Annotated in this window: 18 protein-coding genes and 2 pseudogenes; 9 read left to right on the plus strand and 11 right to left on the minus strand. The window is 60.1% G+C overall.

Annotated features, from left to right (window positions below; translation table 11 throughout):
- The first annotated feature begins 2 nt into the window (after positions 1-2).
- A complete protein-coding gene (locus ACOVQ0_RS05295) occupies positions 3-1,289 on the plus strand; it encodes a sulfatase-like hydrolase/transferase (RefSeq protein WP_421881083.1) in 1,287 nt (428 codons plus the stop codon).
- 210 nt (positions 1,290-1,499) lie between these two features.
- Here ACOVQ0_RS05295 and ACOVQ0_RS05300 read toward each other — a convergent pair whose 3' ends face one another.
- From ACOVQ0_RS05300 to ACOVQ0_RS05315, 4 genes and pseudogenes are all read right to left on the minus strand, one after another.
- The gene (locus ACOVQ0_RS05300) at positions 1,500-1,814 is read right to left on the minus strand and encodes a DUF6678 family protein (RefSeq protein WP_421881086.1); all 315 of its coding nucleotides are present in this window, start codon (positions 1,812-1,814) and stop codon (positions 1,500-1,502) included.
- Between the two features lie 10 nt (positions 1,815-1,824).
- A pseudogene (locus ACOVQ0_RS05305) lies at positions 1,825-2,575 on the minus strand (IS5 family transposase).
- 248 nt (positions 2,576-2,823) lie between these two features.
- Positions 2,824-3,090: pseudogene (locus ACOVQ0_RS05310) on the minus strand (IS5/IS1182 family transposase); the annotation flags it as partial.
- A gap of 201 nt (positions 3,091-3,291) precedes the next feature.
- Entirely contained in the window at positions 3,292-4,842 is a 1,551-nt protein-coding gene (locus ACOVQ0_RS05315) for a hypothetical protein (protein WP_421881089.1), read from the minus strand.
- Here ACOVQ0_RS05315 and ACOVQ0_RS05320 point away from each other — a divergent pair.
- From ACOVQ0_RS05320 to ACOVQ0_RS05340, 5 genes are all read left to right on the plus strand, one after another.
- Positions 4,831-5,817: a hypothetical protein gene (locus ACOVQ0_RS05320; RefSeq protein WP_421881092.1), complete on the plus strand. Its 987-nt coding sequence runs from the start codon at positions 4,831-4,833 to the stop codon at positions 5,815-5,817. The two genes, ACOVQ0_RS05315 and ACOVQ0_RS05320, sit on opposite strands and share 12 nt — an antisense overlap.
- A 748-nt stretch (positions 5,818-6,565) precedes the next feature.
- Positions 6,566-7,204 carry a hypothetical protein gene (locus ACOVQ0_RS05325; RefSeq protein WP_421881095.1) on the plus strand — a complete coding sequence of 213 codons (639 nt, stop codon included), beginning with the start codon at positions 6,566-6,568 and terminating at the stop codon, positions 7,202-7,204.
- Between the two features lie 119 nt (positions 7,205-7,323).
- Positions 7,324-8,199, plus strand: coding sequence for a hypothetical protein (locus ACOVQ0_RS05330; RefSeq protein ID WP_421881097.1), 876 nt, complete (start codon positions 7,324-7,326; stop codon positions 8,197-8,199).
- Positions 8,196-9,101, plus strand: coding sequence for a hypothetical protein (locus ACOVQ0_RS05335; RefSeq protein ID WP_421881099.1), 906 nt, complete (start codon positions 8,196-8,198; stop codon positions 9,099-9,101). Before ACOVQ0_RS05330 ends, ACOVQ0_RS05335 begins: the two co-directional genes overlap by 4 nt.
- Before the next feature lie 103 nt (positions 9,102-9,204).
- A complete protein-coding gene (locus tag ACOVQ0_RS05340) occupies positions 9,205-9,801 on the plus strand; it encodes a hypothetical protein (RefSeq protein ID WP_421881102.1) in 597 nt (198 codons plus the stop codon).
- A gap of 620 nt (positions 9,802-10,421) precedes the next feature.
- On the opposite strand, the gene ACOVQ0_RS05345 is transcribed toward ACOVQ0_RS05340, so the two are convergent.
- Positions 10,422-10,943, minus strand: coding sequence for a TetR family transcriptional regulator C-terminal domain-containing protein (locus ACOVQ0_RS05345; RefSeq protein ID WP_421881105.1), 522 nt, complete (start codon positions 10,941-10,943; stop codon positions 10,422-10,424).
- 166 nt (positions 10,944-11,109) lie between these two features.
- Here ACOVQ0_RS05345 and ACOVQ0_RS05350 point away from each other — a divergent pair, with 166 nt between their 5' ends.
- The 3 genes from ACOVQ0_RS05350 to ACOVQ0_RS05360 are packed head-to-tail and all read left to right on the plus strand — an operon-like array spanning position 11,110 to position 13,222.
- Positions 11,110-11,964, plus strand: coding sequence for a 3-keto-disaccharide hydrolase (locus tag ACOVQ0_RS05350; protein ID WP_421881108.1), 855 nt, complete (start codon positions 11,110-11,112; stop codon positions 11,962-11,964).
- Between the two features lie 32 nt (positions 11,965-11,996).
- Positions 11,997-12,908 carry a sugar phosphate isomerase/epimerase family protein gene (locus ACOVQ0_RS05355; protein ID WP_421881111.1) on the plus strand — a complete coding sequence of 304 codons (912 nt, stop codon included), beginning with the start codon at positions 11,997-11,999 and terminating at the stop codon, positions 12,906-12,908.
- 11 nt (positions 12,909-12,919) lie between these two features.
- A complete protein-coding gene (locus ACOVQ0_RS05360) occupies positions 12,920-13,222 on the plus strand; it encodes a Dabb family protein (protein WP_421881113.1) in 303 nt (100 codons plus the stop codon).
- Here ACOVQ0_RS05360 and ACOVQ0_RS05365 read toward each other — a convergent pair.
- From ACOVQ0_RS05365 to ACOVQ0_RS05390, 6 genes are read right to left on the minus strand one after another with little or no spacing between them, the layout of a single operon-like run.
- A complete protein-coding gene (locus ACOVQ0_RS05365) occupies positions 13,201-14,256 on the minus strand; it encodes a Gfo/Idh/MocA family protein (protein WP_421881116.1) in 1,056 nt (351 codons plus the stop codon). The genes ACOVQ0_RS05360 and ACOVQ0_RS05365 overlap by 22 nt on opposite strands.
- A 17-nt stretch (positions 14,257-14,273) precedes the next feature.
- Positions 14,274-15,536 (minus strand): MFS transporter, encoded by a 1,263-nt coding sequence (locus ACOVQ0_RS05370; protein ID WP_421881120.1) that lies wholly within the window; start codon positions 15,534-15,536, stop codon positions 14,274-14,276.
- A 27-nt stretch (positions 15,537-15,563) separates the two neighbouring features.
- Positions 15,564-16,373 carry a hypothetical protein gene (locus tag ACOVQ0_RS05375; RefSeq protein ID WP_421881123.1) on the minus strand — a complete coding sequence of 270 codons (810 nt, stop codon included), beginning with the start codon at positions 16,371-16,373 and terminating at the stop codon, positions 15,564-15,566.
- Complete coding sequence (locus ACOVQ0_RS05380) at positions 16,370-17,425, minus strand: Gfo/Idh/MocA family protein (protein ID WP_421881125.1); 1,056 nt, start codon at positions 17,423-17,425, stop codon at positions 16,370-16,372. Before ACOVQ0_RS05380 ends, ACOVQ0_RS05375 begins: the two co-directional genes overlap by 4 nt.
- A 15-nt stretch (positions 17,426-17,440) precedes the next feature.
- Complete coding sequence (locus ACOVQ0_RS05385; RefSeq protein ID WP_421881127.1) at positions 17,441-19,696, minus strand: TonB-dependent receptor; 2,256 nt, start codon at positions 19,694-19,696, stop codon at positions 17,441-17,443.
- Positions 19,697-19,751: 55 nt separating this feature from the next.
- Positions 19,752-21,917 (minus strand): PQQ-binding-like beta-propeller repeat protein, encoded by a 2,166-nt coding sequence (locus ACOVQ0_RS05390; protein WP_421881129.1) that lies wholly within the window; start codon positions 21,915-21,917, stop codon positions 19,752-19,754.
- Between the last annotated feature and the right edge of the window lie 56 nt (positions 21,918-21,973).

The following is a 21,973-nucleotide window of genomic DNA, read 5'->3' on the forward strand; positions in this document are numbered from 1 at the left end:
TTATGGGCGGATTGCTGACGGGAGGGGCCGTCGCGGCGCTTTCGGGAACTCGCGCGCTTGGCAAAGTGGCCACCCTGCCGAATTTCGTGGTAATCTATGTCGATGATCTGGGCTTCGGCGATATCGAGCCGACCGGCGGCCGCCTGATCCGAACGCCCCATCTGAACCGGATGGCGCGCGGGGGCACCACGCTGACCGATTACTATGCGCCTGCAAACCTGTGCACGCCCTCCCGGGCCGGCCTTCTCACGGGGCGCTACCCGATCCGCAGCGGCCTTGCCAAAGGTGTCATCCTTCAAGGCGACGAGCGTTACCTCAAGCCGACCGAGATGACCTTGCCCAAGGCTCTCGGCACCGCCTACGCCAGTGCGCTGATCGGCAAGTGGCACCTCGGCAATATCGGCACGCCTGCCTGGCCGCCCACAAGCAGCGGCTTCGATCTGTTCTTCGGCATTCCCTACAGCCACGACATGTCGCCATTGAGCTTATGGGAAGCGAACAGAGCCGGCGCATTCGAACGCCAATTCACGCAATCGACGCTGCAGCAGCAGTTCGCAGACCGCGCCATGCGCTTCATTGAAGACAATCGCTCGCGCCCGTTTTCACTAACGCTGACGCTTAGTGCTCCGCATCTCCCTAACTATCCCCCTGCCGAGTTTGCCGGAAAGAGCGCCGCCGGCCCCTACGGCGATTGCGTCGAACACGTCGACGCCATTGTCGGGCAGGTCTTGGCCAAGCTCGAGGCTCTGGGCCTTTCGCGCCAGACGTTGGTCATGTTCACCTCCGACAACGGCCCGTGGTTCGAAGGCTCCTCGGGCGGCTTGCGCGATCGCAAGGGCGGCGGCGGTTATGATGGTGCATCTCGCGTGCCATTCATTGCCATTCAGCCCGGAACGGTTGCCCAGAACGTAAGGTCGGCTTCAATCGCGATGGGCATAGATATCCTGCCAACCCTGTGCGCCAGAGCCGGCATCCCCATGCCAAAGGGAATCGAGTTCGACGGACGAGACCTCAGCGGCGTCCTGATGCGTGGCGAGGCATCCCCGCATGACCACCTCGTTTTGTTCAACGACGACCAGGTCGCCGCCATTCGGACGCAAGACTGGAAGTACGTCGATGGCAGCTACTACAAGGGCTTCTACATGCCCTTGGCGTCGCGAGGTTATCCGCAGTTGTACAACATGCGAAGCGGTAGCGAAGACTACAGCCTCGCCGAGCGCAATCCCGATGTCCTTGCGAAAATGCAAGCCCTGTTCGATGTGGAAAAGCAGAGGTTCAAGTCATTATGAGAGACTGATCCGACAAGGTGTAGAATCGCCTTTCAACCCGGACTTTCTTGCACCAGATTGACGTCATCCACCTGCCGTCTGCTCACCGCGCTTCAGCCACGGTAGAAAGACTTGGTTTGGGACATTTTGGTCAGTCCGCTTCGGAGCGGCGTATTGGAATAAGCTGCCGTTCGCGGTCCTAGGGCCCAGACTCGATCAGGTTAGTTGGCTTTAGATGTAGCCAGCCCCCTGACCATCATGGAGATACCCGAACACGCGGAATCCGCTGGGGGTTTCCTCGCCGGGTACGTGGACAGCCTTGAGGGCGGACCTGACAATTTCCCGTTCGACGGGTGTTTCGACCTGAATGTCGACATGTAAAATGTCTTCGTATCCTCCTTCACGGAAGTGGTAGAACCATTCCCGGTCGGGCTGCGAACGGTAACCGGCGGTTGAGAACGTGCTCCATGTTGGCGGCGGCACCAGAGCACACATCTGCAACCGCAATTCATACCATTTTGTGTTGTTCATCACAGGGTTGAGCATGTCTCGTACCTCAAAGCCAGAATGAGATGACAGTGGCCAAGGCCACTGCCGAGAGAAAATTGGCCGCCAATTTATCATAGCGGGTTGCGATCCGCCGGAAATCCTTGATGCGGCAGAAGGCGTTTTCGATCAGGTGGCGTTCCCGATATCTGGCCTGATCGTAACGGATTGGTGTCTTGCGATTGCGTCGTCCCGGAATGACCGGTGCAGTCCGTCCCTGCCGCAGTGAAAGACGCAAGGAGGCCGCATCGTAGCCCTTGTCTCCCAACAGATGGCGCATCGGACCGGCCCGTTCGAACAAGGCTGGCGCGGCCTTCACATCGCTAACATTGCCCGCCGTCAGCATCAAGGCGCAAGGCCGACCGATGACGTCGGTGAGAGCATGGATTTTGGTTGTCCAGCCACCGCGCGAGCGCCCGATGGCCTGCTTCTGTCGCCCCCATTTGCGCCAAAGGCTGCTCGCTGAGCTTTGACATAGGTGCTGTCGATGGCCGTGTTTTTGGTAACGGCGCCTGCCTGCACCAGCGCATCGAGCAATTTCGACCAGAAGCCACCCTCGACCAGCGATTGAAGCGGTTGTAGACAGTTGTTGATGGCCCATAATCGGCAGGGCAATCACACTACCGGCAGCCAACCTTGAGCACATGCACGATCCCCGAAATGATACGGCGACCGTCCACCCGGCGGGCTCCGGGCTGGTTTCTGGGCAGATGCCGTTCGATGACCGCCGATGCTTCAACCGACAGCCAAAACAGGGCCATGCGCTTCTCCTCTGATCCGTTCATATGAGCGAATCAGAAAAATCTATCGCGCTCAATACCCTGATGGGGTTTTGGCCCTAGTCAGTTAGCATTTCCGCGCAGCGGAGGAATCTGGACACTTCGACGAACCGTCTGATTTCGGCGTGAAGGAGGCGGGCCGGTTTGTTGGCGTGGCAGCGGCGGTTTGTCGGGATTGATCCGGCTTTCTGGGTAGTTGGTCGGCCTTTCGGGCCAGATTTGGGGCGTACGGGCACAGTTCGCCCCTCGAGCCACTGGAAGTTATAGACGAGGTTGGCCATGCCGATCTTGATCATGGCGCGGGCGATTCCGATGGTGCGCACGACGAGGCCCAAGCGGTGCTTTTGCTCTGCGAACACATGCTGGACATGAGCGCGGATTTTGGATCGCCGGGCATCGGCCGCCTCGGCTTGCGGCCTCTGGTGGATATGGCTCTTGAACATACCGACCGCGAGGAACGCCTCGTTCTTCTTCCGATAGGCGGCATCCGCCCATATTGTGCCATCCTGCCGTCGATCACATACGCAGATCATGCACGATAAACCGGATTTTCGAGGCCGCAGAAGGCCGTATAGCGTCAACGATCTTTGTACGCTCGCTGGATCCGAGGCGTGGCGTGTGGACCTGCTGCGCTACAGCAGGTTGCAGACCGGCCAAGGCGAGAAACACTGTGATGAATAAAAAGGTCTTCATTGTCGTCACTTCGCACCTTGCCTCTTGTCGAGCTTGCACGGCAGATCGTTGGATAGGCTGGGCGGGCCATATTGATCAGCGGAAAGGTGCAGCGTGCAGATGATCTGCCTCGCCATATCCCGTGCTTCAACAAGACTGAACCCTCCGCCGAGCCGAAGTTTTCCCTCTGCGATGGGTTCAACCAGTCGCGCCGAAACAAACGGTGTGGTGCCGAGCGCCAACGTGACGTCAGTATTCAGCAAACGGAATGTCTCGGCTTGGAGGCGCTGTGTTGCATCTGGCTGCAAGGCGATGTCCAGAACCGGAAATCCTTGGTCATCAATGTTCTGCGACAGGTATTCAATGTCACTCGGACCGAATGACAACTCCCCGAAGTGCAGAATTTCATGTCGCAGGACAGGCCTATTGGCCGCTAGTGCTGCTGGCTTGCGCCACGTCAGGTGCTTCCACGGGATCACCGACCAGTCCGGTTCGTCACACGGTCTTTGGGCGCGAGCGAAGTAGGCGCCCAGATACAACCCCTCATGCGTCACGTGCCAGCTTGGAAAATCCCACACCGAAGAATCGGTATAGTCGCATTCGTCCTGCGGTTCTTCTCCACCGCCAGGCCGCATTTCTTCAGGGTACAACTGGCCAAACAAAGTGACCACGCGCGGAGCGAAGAACTCGCGGCGGTAGGCGTACCAGGCAGAACTGTCAGCTGCCGGCACCGGTCCGCCTCCGAAGTAAAGCATGTCCTCAAGCGCCAGTTCGCGGCCTGTATGGGCATCGAACGTGTAGCCCTGCGATCCGAAATCAGGATGGGCCGTGCCTGCGCAGCTCCAGTTTGCAAACCAGACATAACTGACCAAATCATCGCCGAGATAAAGCGATCGGGACTCGGATATCTCCATGCCCGGTTCCCCACCATAGCCTTCGCAGGTAAACCATTGCGACACGCGCTCCCAATGGTGCCGTTCGAGTGCGGCGTTGATCTTCTCCAACACCGGAGGCGGATATCCGCTCTCGATGCGGAAGTGGATAATACCGCTCAGCGGTTCGCGCCAGTCTCGCAGGCTGCGAGTCCCATCCTGTCTGACATCGCCAGCGACAAGCGCCAGATCAGCCAACTGCTGGTGTTCGTAAAGCGAGTGACCGGCCAAATCTGCCCGCAGTGTATTTGGGCCGCCTCCGTTCGCGCCAAGGGGCGACCAGGTGACAGGTATGCGCCGGGTGGCCTTCGTGGTGAGTGATCCGGAAAGACCCTTCCCAGTCCGGCGCAGCGTCAGACGGTCACCTGTGGTCTCTGCTTTGAGTGTCAACCGATCGTCTTGCCAAGTACCACGAAGGCCGATGTCGAGGCGATGTTTGCGATAGAAGTATCGTCCCGTCACATCGCCGCCACTACCATCAAGCTCTACCACGACAGACTCGGCTCCGATCGTCCCGGTATAGACTTGCGGCTTCTCGCTGGCGGCGTTCAGCGGATCCGCCAGCAGAACGCAGCTGGCAACAATTGCGAAGGCCTGATAGCGCGCAAACCAGTTCAGCAACCGGCCAAGACAATGAAGCTTCATGATGACGTCTTAAGCAAATCCGCTGTGCGCAGCAATGAACGCAAGACAAGCGTCAACGCCGCTTTGAAGGCGCTAACGCTCGGGACCAGCCTCATTCTCCTGCCAACTCAGGTGCTTGCGCAAGATATCTTCACCGGCATGGTCGTCGCTGACAAACAGGAGTTGGTCCTTGAACGCTGCCATGTTGGCAAGACTCGCTATCGCTTGGTTGCAACACCAGATTCGGGCGATCCTTTAACGCAGCTGCGCGGCATGGATGGGTTGGTGCAGGCCGAGATTATCGCCCGCTACCGGGCAGATGGGGATGCCCACGTGCTGGAAGTGATGTCGGTTGAGAGCGTTACGCAGGGAAGGTCGTGTCACCTGGTTGATGCGATAGAGGCGTATTTACCAAGCGGTGCGCTTACACCTGACGAGAACGCCGATGAAGAACGGTGGGAGGCATTGACCCTGGGCAGCGCTGCCCCCGCTGACGTGGAGGTGATCGGCAGTGGTGACCATGCCTATCGCTTCGTCCTGCTCCACCCGCACACGGGCAAGCCTGCGCCCAACACTGACTATGCCCTGTCGGCCAGCAGGACGACGGACTACGAATTGCCGTTTGTGAAGGACGAGAAAAAGGTGTTTCAGGGCAGAACCGATGGACAAGGGCAAACGCAAGTATTCCGCCTGCCTGTGCGCCTGCCCGATGATGCCTTCGATCTGCACGAACGGTTTGGAAGTGGGCCTTTTGGCGAGACTTTCCACCTCACCGATCACCACGACAATGACCTGTTCAATATGCCATATCTGCTGATGACCTGCACAACCCCGCCGCGCTTCTTCAGGGGCTACACCTATCCGAACGGGGATACCGCTTATGCGGCCAGCGATGGCCCCATCAATATCCAGTTGCGAGTGCTGGATGAGCTCAACGAGCCATTACCAACAAGTTGCGATGACAGAACGATCAAAAGCGAGGGTGACGGCGAATGATAAAAACAAGTCACATCAGTATGGTCTTTGATTCTACTCTGCTGTTGGCAACGGCCCCGCTCTTGGCCCAGCCAGCGCAAAGCATGGCTGAGGTGGTTGAAGAGATGTCACAAGCTGCAACAGCGGGTGATCTGCCTGGAAAGCTGGCCGCCTACAGACAGTGATTGTCGATACGCAGCAGACCGTCGAACCGCCGTTTTAAGTCATGTGCCTTGAGGTGAAGGGAAAGGACCTAGTCCCCTTGGACATGCCGCGCGGACGTTACTCGCGCAATTGAGGCGGCCCCCATCCTGCCTGGCCGCATTCAGTTTGCGGACGCTGTGCTCCGCGCTGATCGAGACAGATAGCCCGCCCTCCCCGATGCCAGCTGTGCTCGCCGTCTGAAGCGGATATGCAGCCCACGCAGCCCCGAGCCCGCCCGTTGGCGAAACCAAACGCACCTGTGGATTCACATCCGAAACGCGACGCGCAACGTCTGACGCGAAATGCACCGCCGGGCAATTTCTTCACGGATCGTGCTGGCGATGTTCTGCCAGTCTTCGCTCGGACCTTCGTAGCTGCCCTCCATAAAGCCTCCTGGAACCCGCACGTGCGTTACGATGCACACATTTGCGCACAGGCAAGGATATCCGTCCTTTGCAATCGTAAATTTGTGCGCATTCCGACTGAAATGGGCCGATCATGCCGTTGGCAATCAGTGGTCGAGGCAACTATTGCATAGCACAAACAAAGGTAAGCGAGGATAAAATTGTCGACGAACAACATTAAAGGTGGGGCACGTTTCTTCAGTGCAATTGTGGCTATCGCGTTGATATCAAATGCTTCACCGCCTCTTTTGGCGGCGCGAAAGAGCAAGCGGAACCGCACTTTGCCCGAAAGGGCCTGCTCATTCTCGCCCGTGATTTGGGTGCGCGATGATCGTCTGCCGCCAGTCATACGGACAGCACCTTCGTTTGCCGCTCCAATCATCGGCCGTATGACGCACAAGCGCCTTCCCGATGGAGACGGTCTTCGCGGTGTCGACATCAAGGTTACGGCCATAGCCGGCGACTGGGTGCAAATTGAAGCAACCAAAGCTGATCCGAAATATGGTGCGATGGCAACGCCCGCAGGCTGGCTTGAAGTCCACGACATCTATTTCGTGATGCAAACGTCAGTCGGATTCTCCCGGCCTGATGCGAAAAGTAGACAGATCTATGCCACCGATGACTGGATCTACCGCAAGGCAATCCTGAGTATTCGCGACTGTCGCGGAGGGTGGCTGAAGCTCACGATCAACGGCAGTGCCGAGGAACGGGAAGGCGAGGAGGCAAACATCGTCACTGCCTGGTTCCGCGGTTTTTGCGGGGTCGAGGAAACCACCTGTGATGGTGTGGCCTATGACTGAGAGCAAGCCATATTCGATAACGCCGTCAACAATGATTTTTCCCGCGACCAATGGGATATGCTGCCGATGAAGTGGGAATTTCACCGAGTGTTTGGCATCAAGTTGAATGGAGACGCAAAGTGAAGCAAACCATCGTCGTTGCAGCACTGCTGCTCTCCACTCCGCTGACCGCGCAAACCGGGCATGAACCGTTCGGGCAAGATCCATCCGATCCGGTTTCCAGCTTTGCAATCCGCGACAAAGCCGGAAACGAACAGCAGCACATGGTGAGCCCTGCACCAGCGCCGGGACGGATAGAGGGAGAGCGCTGCCTGCCCAAAACGCGGCTTTGTTTTTCGATCAGCGAGGTTGATAACGAAGCTTGGCCGCAGCTTCGTGTTCGGGAATTTGGAGGCGGTAGCGACCGTTCCTTGCCAATCGACCTGATCGTCGGTGCCGACCAAAAACTTGCGATCTGGAGCCTCGGCATCCGTCGCGCAGGACAAGAAGTATCACGCTCTGCGGGGGAAGCTGTCATCATCGGTGTAGAAGCGTGGGATCACGTCGCCTATTCCGGGGGAACGGCAAGCAAAGCCACGCTGTGGCTTTATCAAATCGACAATGCAGGAACCACCGAAGCGGTTGCTCGGCAAGTCCTGTCCGTTCCGCTCAATGGAGAACAATATGTCCGCGCCTGCTTCAACGCAAAGGATGAAAAGGCGAGGGCCAACGCCTGTATGAATCTGACTTCGATCGACGCGATGCTTGTGCTCGATGCTGAGAATGCAGAGCCGATGCCCGCGATGATCTACCGTGTGGCGACAGGGAGTTATCCGTCGGACATTCCGTTCCGCAAGGTGGAAGATCAGCCGAAGAAACTGACAAACGAAGATTTGATCCCCGCGCAACATCCAACCTGTTCTTACGAACGCAAACTGGCGTGGAATCCTGCAACAGTCCGGTTCGAGTTTGATCGCCCCGCTCCGGACTGCCAGATCTTTGGATTGCATCGGTGATCCGATTCATCGCCACACTGCTTGGCGCGGCTTTAGCTGCATCGGCCAGCATATCCTTCGCGCAAGACACAGTCAGGATTGAGGCGGCCTCCCATTCTTCCAAGCTACAGCCATCCTGTGCCTGGGACGCCGAGCCATCAGGTGACCGCCACTACCGCCGTTGCCATCGCTCTGAAGCGGGTGAATACCATTTCCAAATCCCCGTGGGTTTACGAAACCACACTGAAGTTGCGGCGCAGGTCGATCGCGTCGATGCGGAACTGTCCGAAGGAATGGACATGGCTGCACGACAGGATCGCGACGACGCAAAGGCAGCGGGCCTGGTTTTTGCGCCGTGGGAAGTCGACCTTACGTGGGAACTTGTCGGTGTTAACCCGAGCCTTGCAAGCCTGATCGCGACTGGCACCTTGTCGCCTCGGCCGTCGCGCAATCCCTATTCACAGCCTCATCTGGCCGCCGTCGCCATGCTGATAGACCGCCGCACCGGGCGCTTCCTCACCGATGCGACCGATGCATTTACAGACCAGATGGATAGTGCGCGCAGCACATATTGCGCGCTCCTTGATATTCAGCGGATAGCCAACGCGCTCGACGCCGGCCTTGCTGCTGGCAGCAAGGGGCAGCCGAAAATCGTGGATGAGGAGGGGCGATATCTCGGGAAATGGTCATGCCCCTACTTCGGCGAACTAGCCATTGGCTTTGTGGGAGAGGCAGGACAACCCTTCGATCGCATCGAACTGGTCGCTGAGCCCGGCATCGCCGGCCCAGAGCGCGAAGGATACTACCGTGTCACGATGAGAATAACGCCAGTTTTGCTCGCACAAATCCGCCCGAGTTACCGTGAGGGATTTCGTGCAACAGCCGGTTGTGAAGATTGCCTCGAAAACGCACCGGCACGGTAGGTCACGCCTGAATGCTGACCGAGCCTCACTTGTTTAAACGCCCTGCCGGAGAACGTCGTTGATGCCTGCCCAAATTCCTGCACCTTTGGATCGCCCTCGTGCCATGACTGCGCTTTTTGCTGGCATATGCCTGATGGCGGCCACCCCACCGCTTCCGACCGATATCGCCCCCGAGGCAGTCACCGACGCGAGAGCTGCCTGCAAGAACAATGACTTTGACAGTTTCCTTGTCCATCTGGCGAGCGCGCCGCCTGCGGCGCAGCGGGCGTTCTTCGGACGGACGGTCAAGATGACGGTCGTTGACAGACGCAAGCAAAACGCAAAGCGCGAGAGCGTCCGGCGGATTTCCGGCCATCGCTTCACTGCGTTTCCATTAGTGATGGTCAATCATCACTTTGTCTACGCACAAGGAGGAAAGCCTGCTGCAGACGATGGGGGGGTGCCCCAGTTCGTGCGCGTGACCCATGAGCGACAGACCGCAACGTTGACCGATTATCCTGTCAGTATCGTCAACGTCTCTTGGGAGAAAATCCATTACGGCACACCTATTGAAGGCCGACACGAAGGCGAGATTGTCGGATCTTACGGTGACAGTGGCCGCCTGCTTTTTGCAAACGGGCGCAACAATTGCTGGGAGTTGATCGACTCTTACACCACGTTGCAATCTGATGTCGTGCGGCCCACCAGCATCAAAGATTGACGCTGCAGTGGCCTGCTGCCCCCTCATCGCGCCCCGATGAGGGGGCCATCAGTGGTATCAGATCATCGAACAGGCGTGAGGGATCCACGCCAGCGCCGGGCTTAATTTCCATGTCGGCTGAAATATACTGCCCGCCACAAACGGTATATCCTGAAACCATCAGAAATTCAGGTGATGCAGCCATTGCGGCCTTTCGTGGCGAGACCATACTTCGCCATTTCGTCAGTATAGCCCTCTTCCGTATTGCGATGCGCCGTTAGCGTCTGTGTTTCGTGCGCCGAATGCATTGCTGTCGTCTGGAGGCGCCGATGAGGCAACATCGCCCACGGCAAGTGCAGCGATTAACGTCAAACAGAAAATGAAGTACCTCATACCGCCGTAATAGCGGTCATTCCGATCCCGGTGTCAGCGCCACGAAACCGGCCGTCTATTCAGCATATCACGGGACAGTGAAAATACTCGGGCTTGATGACATTTATCAACACTCCCCGCCAACCTTGGGAACGACATTAGCCCCTCCAGACCGTGCAATACGTATGGCTCAGGCTCTATGCTTCGCCGCCCAATCGTGCACTTTGCCGCATAATTGATCTACCGCTAATAGTGATCGTCACGTGCTCTCAATTGGCGTTTGCGGACGTTGCCCGCAATTGCGCGATAGCAGTCTGCACATGACGTAGGGCATCGATATCGGGATCGATAAGTGATTGTAACTGTAGGCCATCCGCTAACGCAATCAGCAACCGCGCTTCCGTATCCGGGTCGATGGTCTTGGCAATGACACCCTGCTCCTGCTCTCTCCGGATCGCCGTCGCCAAGCTCTCGCGCACCCGATCGAAACGTAGCCGGATGAAATCATGCGCTGGGTGTGCAGGCTCGACCGCTTCTGCGGCGAATGCCAGATACAGGTGCATCAGACCGCGTTGCGAGACGTTCTTGGCTACTGCATCGGCGTAATTATCGAGTCCGAATTCGCCCCCACGCTCAGCGACCATGCCTTCGTCCCAGCGGACGATTACCGCCTGCATCAGATCTTCGCGGCTTTCAAAATAATAAAGGATATGAGCGGGTTCCACGCCCAGCGCCTGTCCGATGGCGCGCAGCGGCGGGTTGCGCAACTCGCCCTTTGCAAGCGCGTTCATCAGCCCGACAAGGATCTCCTCGCGCTTTGCGTCGCCTTTGGAATAGCCCGAAGACTTACCGTCACGCTTCCGCCCGCGACCAGGTGAAACTTTGCTCTGGTGCATTTTTTTAATTCCGTTAAATATTATCTCACATGCGTAAGCGCCATAACATGAAGGGACAGGAATGAAGCTGGAAACTTTCGACGAAGCAGGCTTTTCCAACCTGTTCGACGGACAAACTCTGACAGGCTGGCACGCCGAACCGCGCGTTTATGGATCGCTCTATCCCGGTGGGCCGGGGCTGGATGCGCTGTTTGCGCGGCACGGCATCACCCCGCCGGTCGAACCGGAAAAGCACCCGGCGGTTTGGCATGTCGAAGACGGCATGATCGTGGGGCAGCAGGGCACGCCGGGCTATGGCGGCTATCTCGTCAGCGACGAAACATTCGGCGATTTCGAGCTGGTTCTGGAGGCGCGGCCCGACTGGCCCGCCGACACCGGCATCATGCTGCGTCGCCGTTTTCAGGACTGGACCGGGTTTCAGGTGCTGATCGACCACCGCGAATCCGGCGGGATTGGCGGCTTTTTCGGCAACGGGCTTGCCAGCTTTTCCGCCGTCCCCTTTGCCGTGCGCGCCCGCCGCGATGCCGATGGCACAGTGATCGGGATCGAGGCGGACGATCCCGCAACATCCATGGAACCGGTCACGCCCGAAAAGATCGAGCGGCTGTCCTATGCCGGATCGGTCGAGGATTTTCTGGCGGTGTGGAAGTGGGCCGACTGGAACGAAGTGCGCATCCGCTGCGTCGGCGCGCTGCCGGTCATCACCATATGGGTCAACGGGTTGAAGATTGCCGAGATCGACACGGCGCATATCGATGTGCCCGATTACGATCCGCAAGGCGTGCTCGATTACCTTGGACCGCGTGGCCACATCGCGCTGGAAGTGCATGATAACGATGCCTTTTTTGGCGATTCCCGATGGGGTCGGGGCGCGCAATGCCGCTGGCGCAACATCCGCATCAAAACCCTTTCCTGACATTTCCGAACCTACGAACGGACCTATCCACCATGCCGCAACTTGCCGTTTCCAGCTTCAGCCTGCACAGCGTTCTTGGCCCGATTTCCATCGAACGCCGCGATGATGAGGGCACCCTTCACAAGCATTCCTTCAACTTTCCAAGCCACCACACGATGGAAGAATTCGCCGCCGCCGCCCGCGAAAAGATTGACGTAAGCGCCGTGGAACTGTGCCAGATTCAGTTCGACGGCCACGACGATGCCCGTATCGAAACCCTGCGCGCAGGACTGGATGCGGCAGGCGTGAAACTGCTGACACTGCCGATCGATCTGGGCGATTTCGGCGGGCTGAACCCGCAATGGCGCGCTGAGGATGAAGCCCGCACCGTTGAATGGTTCCGAATCGCCGCCAAACTGGGCGCGCGCTTTGTCCGCGTAAACGCCGGTTCGCCGGGATCGACACTGGCCGACGAAGCGCGTCCGGCACTGGTCGAAAGCCTGCAACGGTTGAGCGATGCCGCCCGTGAACTGGGCCTGACACTGCTGATCGAAAACCACGGCGGCAGCAGTTCAGACCCTTCATTCATCACCGCCTTGCTGGAAGACGTCGGCGCCGACCGGTTGGGCTTGCTGTTGGACCTCGGCAATTTCGAGCCGCTGGTTTCGCTGTCGCACGCCCGCTTTGCCAATCCCGATTGCGATGATGCGGGGCTGGATTTCGAACCGCTTTACACCCGCATCGCCGCGCTGGCCCCTTATGCGAAACTGGTCCATGCCAAGTCGGTCGATCCGGCGCGGGACGGCACGCCTTTGCCCGATCTTTCGCGTGCACTTTCCATTGTGGCAGATGCCGGATATGCGGGCGACATCAGCATCGAGTGGGAAGGCCGCAAGGGTGATCCTTGGGAAAAGACCGCCGAAGTTGCCGCGCAAGTCCGCGCCGTGTTTCCCCATCTTTCCTGAAGGATAAGCCCATGATGCATCAGGTCTATTTCTGGCTGGCCAATCCCGGCAGCGAGGCAGACCGGGCGCGTCTGATCGAAGGGCTGCGGGCGCTGGGCGCAATTGAGGAGGTGCTGTCTTTGCAGATTGGCACCCCCTCGCCCGAAGCCGCGCGCGATGTGGTGGATGCATCGTGGGACGTGTGCGAGACGATGCACTTTGCAGGTCTGGCCGAACAGGCCGCCTATCAGGTGCATCCAGCCCATGTCGCGTTTGTGGACGAATGCGCCCACCTGTGGAGCAAGGTGGTGGTTTACGACAGCGTTCCGGTGTGAACGCCAGCGGCGGCCAGCCAACGGTCCAGCGCCTGCGCGTTGGCGATGCTGTCCGCCGCAGTCATCGCGGGCCATGAAAGCCCGGTCGCCCCTTCGCTGATCGCCCGGTTCGCCGCTTCAAACTGGAAGGAATAGAGATTGCGGGGGTCGTCCACGCGGATCTCTTCACACAGGCCATCGGGACGTATTCCATCCGGGCGCTGCACGCGGATCGTGGTTTCACCGCCGCCTTTGCCGCTCGCAAACCAGAACGAATCCACCTCAATCCGGCCAGTGGTGCCCATGATTTCCAGCACGTTGTCCTGCCAGACGCTGATCGAGCTGGCGATCTGGGCGATCATGCCATTGGGGAAGGAAAGCACGGCAGCGCTCCATTCATCCACGCCGGTCGCGCCGATATGGGCGCTGGCATGGAAGCTGTCAGGCTCCATCACGCCGTCGGGCGTGCCTATCCCCGCGATCAGGCGCGCCATCGACAGTGGATAGCCGCCCACATCCAGAATACCGCCGCCGCCAAGCGCGGGCGCGAACAGGCGGTGCGAAGGGTTAGCATTCGGCATGGCAAAGCCAAAGCCCGAACGGACCATCCGCACATCCCCGATGGTACCTTTGGCCACAAGATCGACAATTGCCTGCGTCAGCGGATGAACGCGATACATATAGGCTTCGGCCAGAAAGCGGCCCGCCTTTTGCGCGGCGCCGAACATGGCGCGCACTTCCGCCAGGTTCATGCCCAGCGGCTTTTCGCACAGCACATGCTTGCCATGTTCCGCCGCAGCGATGGCCCAGCGCGCATGGTGCGGATGGGGCGTGGCAATATAAACGGCATCCACTTCATCGTCGCGCAGCAAGGCATCATAATCGCCCGCAACGCGAATGCCGGGAAAATTGCGGGCCAGTGCCGGATCATCAGGATTGCGCGCGCATATGGCAACAATGCGCCCGGTCTGCGATCCTTGTGTCCCGGCCAGGAAATCACGCGCGATCCCTCCGGGGCCGAGGATGCCCCAGCGGATAATCGATTGCCCAGCCATGATAATCTCCCGTTACTTCAACGCACCTTGCGGATCGGCAGGATCGCGGCAGCTCCGGTCAGCGCGACCAGCCCTGCAAACACGAACAGCGCGGGATAGTTCATGCCCGCCAGTCCGCCAATCGTCAGGCCCAATAGCAGCGGGGCGATCGTGGGTGCCAGCGACTGTGGCAGGGAATTTGCGATTTGCAGCACGGCCATATCCCGCGCGGCGTTGTCGCGGTTTGGCAGAACTTCCACGCACAGCGCGATATCGACCGCGTAATACAGCCCCTGCCCGACGCTGACGAGCGCCGCGGCAAGAAGGAAGCGGTCAAAGCTGGTGGCCAGTGCCATGGACACCAGTCCGACTGACAGCAATACCGCCGCTCCACCGACGAAAGGTTTGCGCCGCCCCACCCGGTCAGACAACCACCCGCCGCAGCAGGAAACCACGAACGTCAGCGTGCCCATCATGCCGGTGGACAGCACCATGAATCGGGCCACCTGATCCGCCGGGACATGCAGATAATCAGTGAGATAATAGACCTGATAGGTCAGCGCGAAGGCCGACCCCAGAATGACGAGGAAGCGGCTGGTAAAGGCCAGTGCGAAATCGCGGTGACGCAGCGAAGCAATACCGATGGAGGCGAGCAGACCGCCAAGCGTAACCCGCTCCATCCGCTGCGGGACAGCGGGACTATCTGGCACCACCCACAGGAACAATGCGACGGCAAAGGGGCTTGCCAGCCACGGCACAAGGAACATCGCCAGCGGCGAACCAGCGGTGAATTGCGTCAGGAACACGCCGGCAACCATCGCCGCCGTCATCGACGCACCCAATAGCGCCGACATCAGGCCATGCTGACCTTCAGGCACGATATCGCTCATCACCGCGTTCAGCGCCGCCTGCGCGGCGTTTGATCCGATCTGACAGACCAGCCAGCCAAGGCCGAACATCAACGGTTCTGTAGCCAGCGCCATGATCGAAAGGCCGATCAGCAAGGACACAGCGCCCGCAATGACCCACGGTTTGCGCCGCCCCATGCGGGCAGTGGTACGATCCGATATCGCGCCCCATATCGGTGCCGAAATCATGGCCGTGGCCGCGCCAAGGCCAAGGATCAGGCCCAGCCATTCGGCCTTGCCTTCGGGTCCGGCGATCACGCTGATCTTCAGCGCGATGGTGATGATCACCGGCGTCAGCAGCGCAAGCCATGCGGCAAACTGTGCGAACCAATAGGCCAGCATCACTTTCCAATCGAGCCGACCGTGTTGTTCCATGATTGCTGCGCTCGTCATATTTTCCGTCTCCCCTTTCCCTGTCGATCAGGGAGCGCCCAGCAGCCTTTGCACCGTGACCATATCGTCGATCAGGGCGCGCATTTGTGCGCTGCCCGTGGTTTCCTGCCCCGCCAGCAAGGCCCGCAGGCCATGCCGGTGCCCGCCTTCATGCAGCGCAGGCAGTTGGCGCAGGCCCGATGCATCGGCCAGGCTGACTTCCACCGGGCGCGCTTCGGCCCCACCGCACCAGACAAGCCGGGCCGTGGCATCAGCGGCATGAGCGATCAGACTGGTGTAAGGGGCGTCATGCCCTTTCGCACCGGTCAACCGCAGACGGACCTGTGCTCCTGCCATCTGGGCGGAGCCATCGATCAGGAACGCGCTGCTTGTGACAGCAAAAGCCTTTAGATTCAGTTGGGTGACACCGGATGCGCGCAACAGGCGGATATGCCGCTGCAACACCGCATCCAGTCGTTGCGGATTGCATCCGTCCAGCACGAGTTCGCCAAAGCCGTGCGTCAGGATATTGCGCAGGCCTGCAATTGCAGGGTTGCCGGCCAGCGCTTCCAGCACTGTGCAGTCTGCGCCCGCAGCTTCGATGGCATCAGGCAGAGCCGCTACTGCATCAAGGTCGGCCATGCCGGGTTCAACAAGGGCGATCTGCTTCGCGCCGTCTGCCAGGAGGGCCGACACACTTTGCTGCCAGTCATCGCGGCCATCCACCAGAACAAGTCGGGCGGCAGCGGGCTGCTCTACCCGGCGCAGCGAGCGGGGCAGCGAAGCGACCAGACCTTGCGCCCAGCCCTCTTCCGAACTGACCAGCGCCACGGCCTGCGATGTTTGATTTGCGGTCATTCTGCCGTCCCTCCGTCGATCAGCGCGGCGGCCTGTTCGGCAATGGCATGGGCAAAACGGAAATCTGCCGCCGCTTCCCACGGATCGGGCAAAGCGCGTGTTCCATCCAGCATGGCGGCCAACGCAAGCCACTGGCCGATATAGCCATTCTGGCCCGAAGGCGTATGCCCGCGCGCGGCGTCGGGGCCATGCCACGCCATTGCCCCCGACCCCGCCATCACAAACGAAGGCGTGAAATCAAGCGACAGGCGTCCTTGCGGTCCGACCGCTTCCAGCGTCCAGTCGGTTTGCCAATGGCCGTGCACAAGGCCCGACAGATCGACAACCACATCGCCCACCTGCACGCTTACCGCATAACCGAACGGCTGCAGCAATCGCGCCGCCAGAACGCGCGGGGTTTGGCCTTCAGGCAGCAGCCTTCGCACCAGTGGCATATCGTGAATTGCCAGTTCCAGTATCGAAAGGCGCATCATCTGGGCGGGCGTCATGACGCCCGCCCCTCCAGCAGCCGCGCCATCACCCGCCGGGGAAGCGACAGGGGGCAGCGGCTCGGTGGACCACTCTTCGAAGCGGGCATTGGGCGGCAAAATGATGCTGGAGCGGACAAGCGCAGGGGTGAACGCCCTGTTCGCCAGCACATCCTGCGCGGCCAGCCATGCCGGGTCGTGACTATGCATTGCACCGACCAATAGCGCAGTGCCGCTGGCCTGCGCCGCACGTGCGATGGCGTCAGCCTCGTCCGGCGTGGCGCATAGCGGCTTTTCCACCAGCACGGCCTTTTTGCCCGCGCTTATGGCCGCCAGCGTCTGCGCGGCGTGGAACCGCGCAGGGCTGGCAATCACCACGACATCGACCGCGGGGTCATCCAGCAGATCATCCGCTGTTTGCGCTGCCCGCGCGCCCAACCATCCGGCCGCATCTGCCGTCCGCGCGGGATCGGGATCCCACACGCACCGCACCGCGAAACGGGGGGCCAGTTCTGCCAGCATTCGCGCATGGATTGCCTGAAACGCCAATCCTGTGCCCAGAATGCCAACGCCGATGGTGGTCATACCGCTTTCCTCTGCTCAGAACTTCATACCGGCGCGCACCCCGAACTGGCGCGGATCGGCGAAGGTCACATTGCCAAAGAACCCGGCGGTTGCTGCCGTGACGACAACCTCGTTTTCGAGGTTCCGCACGAAAGCCCCCACGTAGTAGCGGTTGTCTGGCGCTTCATAGGTTAGCGACAAGTCGGTCTTGGTGAAGGCCGGTTGATAGAAGTAGGCGTAGTTGCCCTTGTCGGTGATTTCATAACGGCTGCTGAAGCGGGTCAGCGCCGAAGCCACCAGACTGCCTTCGCCCAGCGGCAGGCGATAGTCGGCCCCTGCTGTCCACGTCCACTTCGGGCTGCGTTCCAGCGGGCGGCCAGAGAAATCGACGTTGGGCGTGGGCTTGAACGTGGCGTAGCGCGCGTCGAGATAGTTGACGCCCAGATGCACGCTCAACCGGTCGCTGGGGCGCAGGTCGGCTTCAAGTTCCACACCGTCGACCTTGGCCGAAGCAGCGTTGCGCGTGACGGTGCACGGCAGATCGCCATTGGGGCCGCAGATGTTGATGACCTGCGTAAGTTGCAGGCCTGCATAATCGTAGTGGAACAGCGTGCCATTCAGGCGGAACTGCGGGCCGAACTTGAACTTGAAGCCCGCTTCATAGGCCGTCAGCGTTTCAGGGTTATAGTAGAGCGCTTCGGCAGTCTGGCTGCAACCGGGGCCGGTGCCGACTTCGCAACCATCGTTGAAGCCGCCTGCCTTGTAACCCGAAGAAACCGAGGCGAAGACAAGGCCCAGCGGGCTGTCATAGTCGATGCCTGCGCGCCATGTGGTCTTTTTGAACGTGCGCTTGGCCCCGGTCACTTCCAGCGTGGTGCGATCGATGAACTGGCCAAGGTTATAGGCATTGATGATCGACGTGTAACGATCAACCGCGGTGGAACCATAGCGCGACTTGGTATCGCTGGAGTAGCGGATACCGGCCGTGAGCTTCAGACCATCGGTGATTTCATAGGTTGCCTGACCGAAGGCAGACTTGTTCTCGGATTCCGTAGGGTTGCGGAAGAACTGGAACGCAGTGTTCGGTCCAAGCAGATTATAGAGCGACAACAGGATGTTGGAGCGCTCTTTGAAGAAATACCCGCCAACCTGCATTTGCAGCGGACCATCGCCGGTCAGCGCAAGGCGCAATTCGTGCGAGGTTTGCCAGTAGTCGCCGGGGAAGGCGGCCATGACCAGGCCATTGGCGTAGTTGATCACTTCGCGGCGGTTGAACTCGCGGTAGGAGCCGAGGTAGGTCAGCACGGCGGGGCCGAAATCGTAGTTGACCTCACCCATGATGCCCTTGTCGTCATTATTACGCTGGGTCGGCTGCGCCAGCGCATTGGTCAGCGTGCGATAGTCCTTGCTGCTGCGGTCCAGAAACGTCGGCGCGTCAAAAGTGCCGCGTTCACCGGTAACGATGTTGGAATAGAAATTGGTCGGCGGCACCGAATTGTCGGTCTTGCCCTTCACCTTGCTGTAATCGCCCATGACATAGATGCTGAGCGCGTCGGTCGGTTCCCACAGCAACGACAGGCGGCCCGAAATGTTGTCCTTGAACGGATCGATCGACACACCATCGCCAGGGTTGCCATCAACCACGAAGTTATCGCGGCGGTCGACGTTTACTGCAGCGCGCACGGCGAAGTTTGATCCCACCGGCACGTTGAGAACGCCCGTGACGTTGACGTTGTCATAGCTGGCATACATCGCATCAACCGAACCGCTGAACTGCATCTTGGGGCGCGCGGCCAGCACATTGACGACACCTGCGGTGGAGTTGCGGCCATAGAGCGTGCCCTGCGGCCCGCGCAGCACTTCGACGCGCTCGATATCGAAGAAGCTGACTTCCTGTGCCTGAGGCCGCGCGATGTAGATGCCGTTGAGCATGAATGCGGCGGAAGGATCGCCCTTTTCGGTGTTGTCAGCCGAGCTGACACCGCGAATGGTGATCTGCAAGCCGTTGTCGCGCGTAATCGCGATGTTGGGCACGACGGCATCGAGTTGCGTTGGATTGGTGATGGCGCCCTTGGCCAGTTCAGCACCGCCAACGGCAGTCATGGCAATGGGTGTCTTTGACAGGAGCGATTCCGTGCGATTGGCCGTGACGATGATTTCGCCCGGCGCCAATCCGGCTTGCGGATCGGCCTGATCCTCTGCGGCATGGGCCGTGCCGACCATCGCCATCGTCAATGCCGCCGTTGCGGTAAAGCGCAGCATCACGCCCTTGCGATTGATACCTTTCAACATTTCCACTCCCCCTCTACTTCACATTAAAATTCTGATCTGAATTGATTTTTCCCGATCACTTCGGGCGAGCGCGGCGCTCAGGCAGCGCGAACGCGACATAGGCCGATCCTTGCGGCCCGGCGGGATCGCGCGCACCGCTGGCGGCAATCACCACAAACTGCCGCCCACCCACGCTGTAGGTGATGGGCGTCGCCACGCCTGCGTAAGGCAGCCCTGCTTCCCACAGCACGCGCCCATCACGCGGATCGAAGGCGCGGAACAGCCGGTCATGGATAGTCGCGCCGATGAACAGCACGCCGCCTTTGGTCAGCAGCGGGCCGCCATAGTTTTCCGATCCACTGTCCGGCATTCCCGGCTTTGCCAGCTCAGGATAGCGTCCCAGCGGCACCCGCCAGAGCGTACGCCCGTCATTCATGTCGATGGCACTGAGCGTTCCCCACGGCGGCACAACGGCGGGATAGCCATCAGGATCGACAAATTTACGATAGCCGGTGAAGACATAACCCTGCGTCGCACCGGCGGCGGCCTGCCCCGCGGCCATTTCGCGCTGGGGACCATCTGCCGGACGGCGAAGGTAATCGACCAGCCCCAGAAGCTGTGCCTGATCCAGATGCGAGAACGCAGGCATTCGCCCCTTGCCGCCCATGATGATGCCGAACACATCACCTTCCATGTGGCGGCCCATGACGCCTTCCAGCGACGGAAATTCGGGCGGTGAACCCTTGCGATCAACACCGTGGCAGGCGGCGCAATTCTGCTGATAGACCGCTTCGCCGCCGTTTGTGTCCGCCTTGACCACGGGCGCGAGCGTCCCTGTCCACGGCACGTCGTTGGCGTTGATGAACAGCACCCCGGTTGCCGGGTCCACCGCCTGCCCACCCCATTCCGCCCCGCCATCAAAGCCGGGAAAGACCACCGTGGGCTTGCCGACAGACAGCGGCACGAACAGCCCCTCGCTGCGCATGTCGGCAAAGGCTGCGGCAACGGCAGCATGGGCTTCGGGCGTGCGCTGCGCCAGCATGTCTGCATCAAGCCGTTGCCGCACAAAGGGCGCAGGCAAACGGGGCACCGGCTGCGTTGGCCACGCCTCTTCGCCCGGCACCGTGCTGGCAGGAAAAGGCATTTCATCAATAGGGAACAGGGGCTTGCCGGTCACCCGATCAAACAGGAACACGAACCCCTGCTTGGTCGCCTGCGCCACGGCATCGATACGGCGACCGCCCTGATTTACCGTCAGCAGCACCGGCGGACTGGGCAGGTCACGGTCCCAGATATCGTGATGCACCAGTTGGTAATGCCACAGATGCCGCCCGCTGCGCGCATCCAGTGCAACCAGCGAATTCGCGTAGAGGTTCTGCCCTTTGCGATCCGCGCCATAGAAGTCGTCCGCCGCCGAGCCGGTGGGTACGAACACGATCCCGCGTAGCTGATCGACCACCATGCCTGGCCACGAATTGATTGCACCCGCATTCTCGAGCGTGCCGTCAGCCCATGTTTCACTGCCGGGCTGTCCCGGCTTTGGCAGCAGGTCGAAGGTCCAACGCAGCTTTCCCGTGCGCACGTCATAGGCGCGCACCGCGCCGGGGGCTGCGGGCTTGGCCTCAGCCGTGCGGAACCCGACGATGATGGTATCGCCCCAGATCACGCCGGGGCTGGTCATGGCCAATGGCACTTGTTCCGCCGGACGGCCCAGCCCTTCACGCAAGTCGACGCGGCCTCCGCTGCCGAAGCCTTCGAGTGCATGTCCCGTCGCCGGATCAAGCGCGATCAGCCACGGCCCTGCGCCCACCAACAACCGCCGCTGCGCTCCTTCCCGCCAAAGCGAAAGTCCGCGCACCGGCTGTCGGCCCCCCTCGGCGATCGCGTGCTTCCACAGCAAGCGACCGTCAGCGCCATTCAGCGCAACAACTTCCAGCGCAGGGGTCACGGCATAAAGGATGCCATCGGCTACCAGCGGCGACGTCTGCAAGCCGCCCACGCCGGTCTCAAAACGCCAGGCAGCAACCAGATCACGCACATTGTCACGCGTGATCTGAGTCAATGTGGAATGGTGGCTCCCACCTGCGTCTCCGCCATAGGTCGCCCAGTCTGCCGCAGCTTGCCGCGGCAGACTACGACCAACAGCGGTATGAATGGCGGTAATCAGCGTGCCTGCGGCGATCCCTGCCGCAAGAACACTCGATGGCCGCAAGCGCCCACTGCCCCACAAACCTTTCGCCAAGCGATCTCTCCGCCCCACACGATTCTTTAATTTGATTAAACTTTATATCGCGCGTG

Origin of the sequence: Novosphingobium sp. (assembly GCF_049240505.1) — a bacterium.
Taxonomy (GTDB): Bacteria; Pseudomonadota; Alphaproteobacteria; order Sphingomonadales; family Sphingomonadaceae; genus Novosphingobium.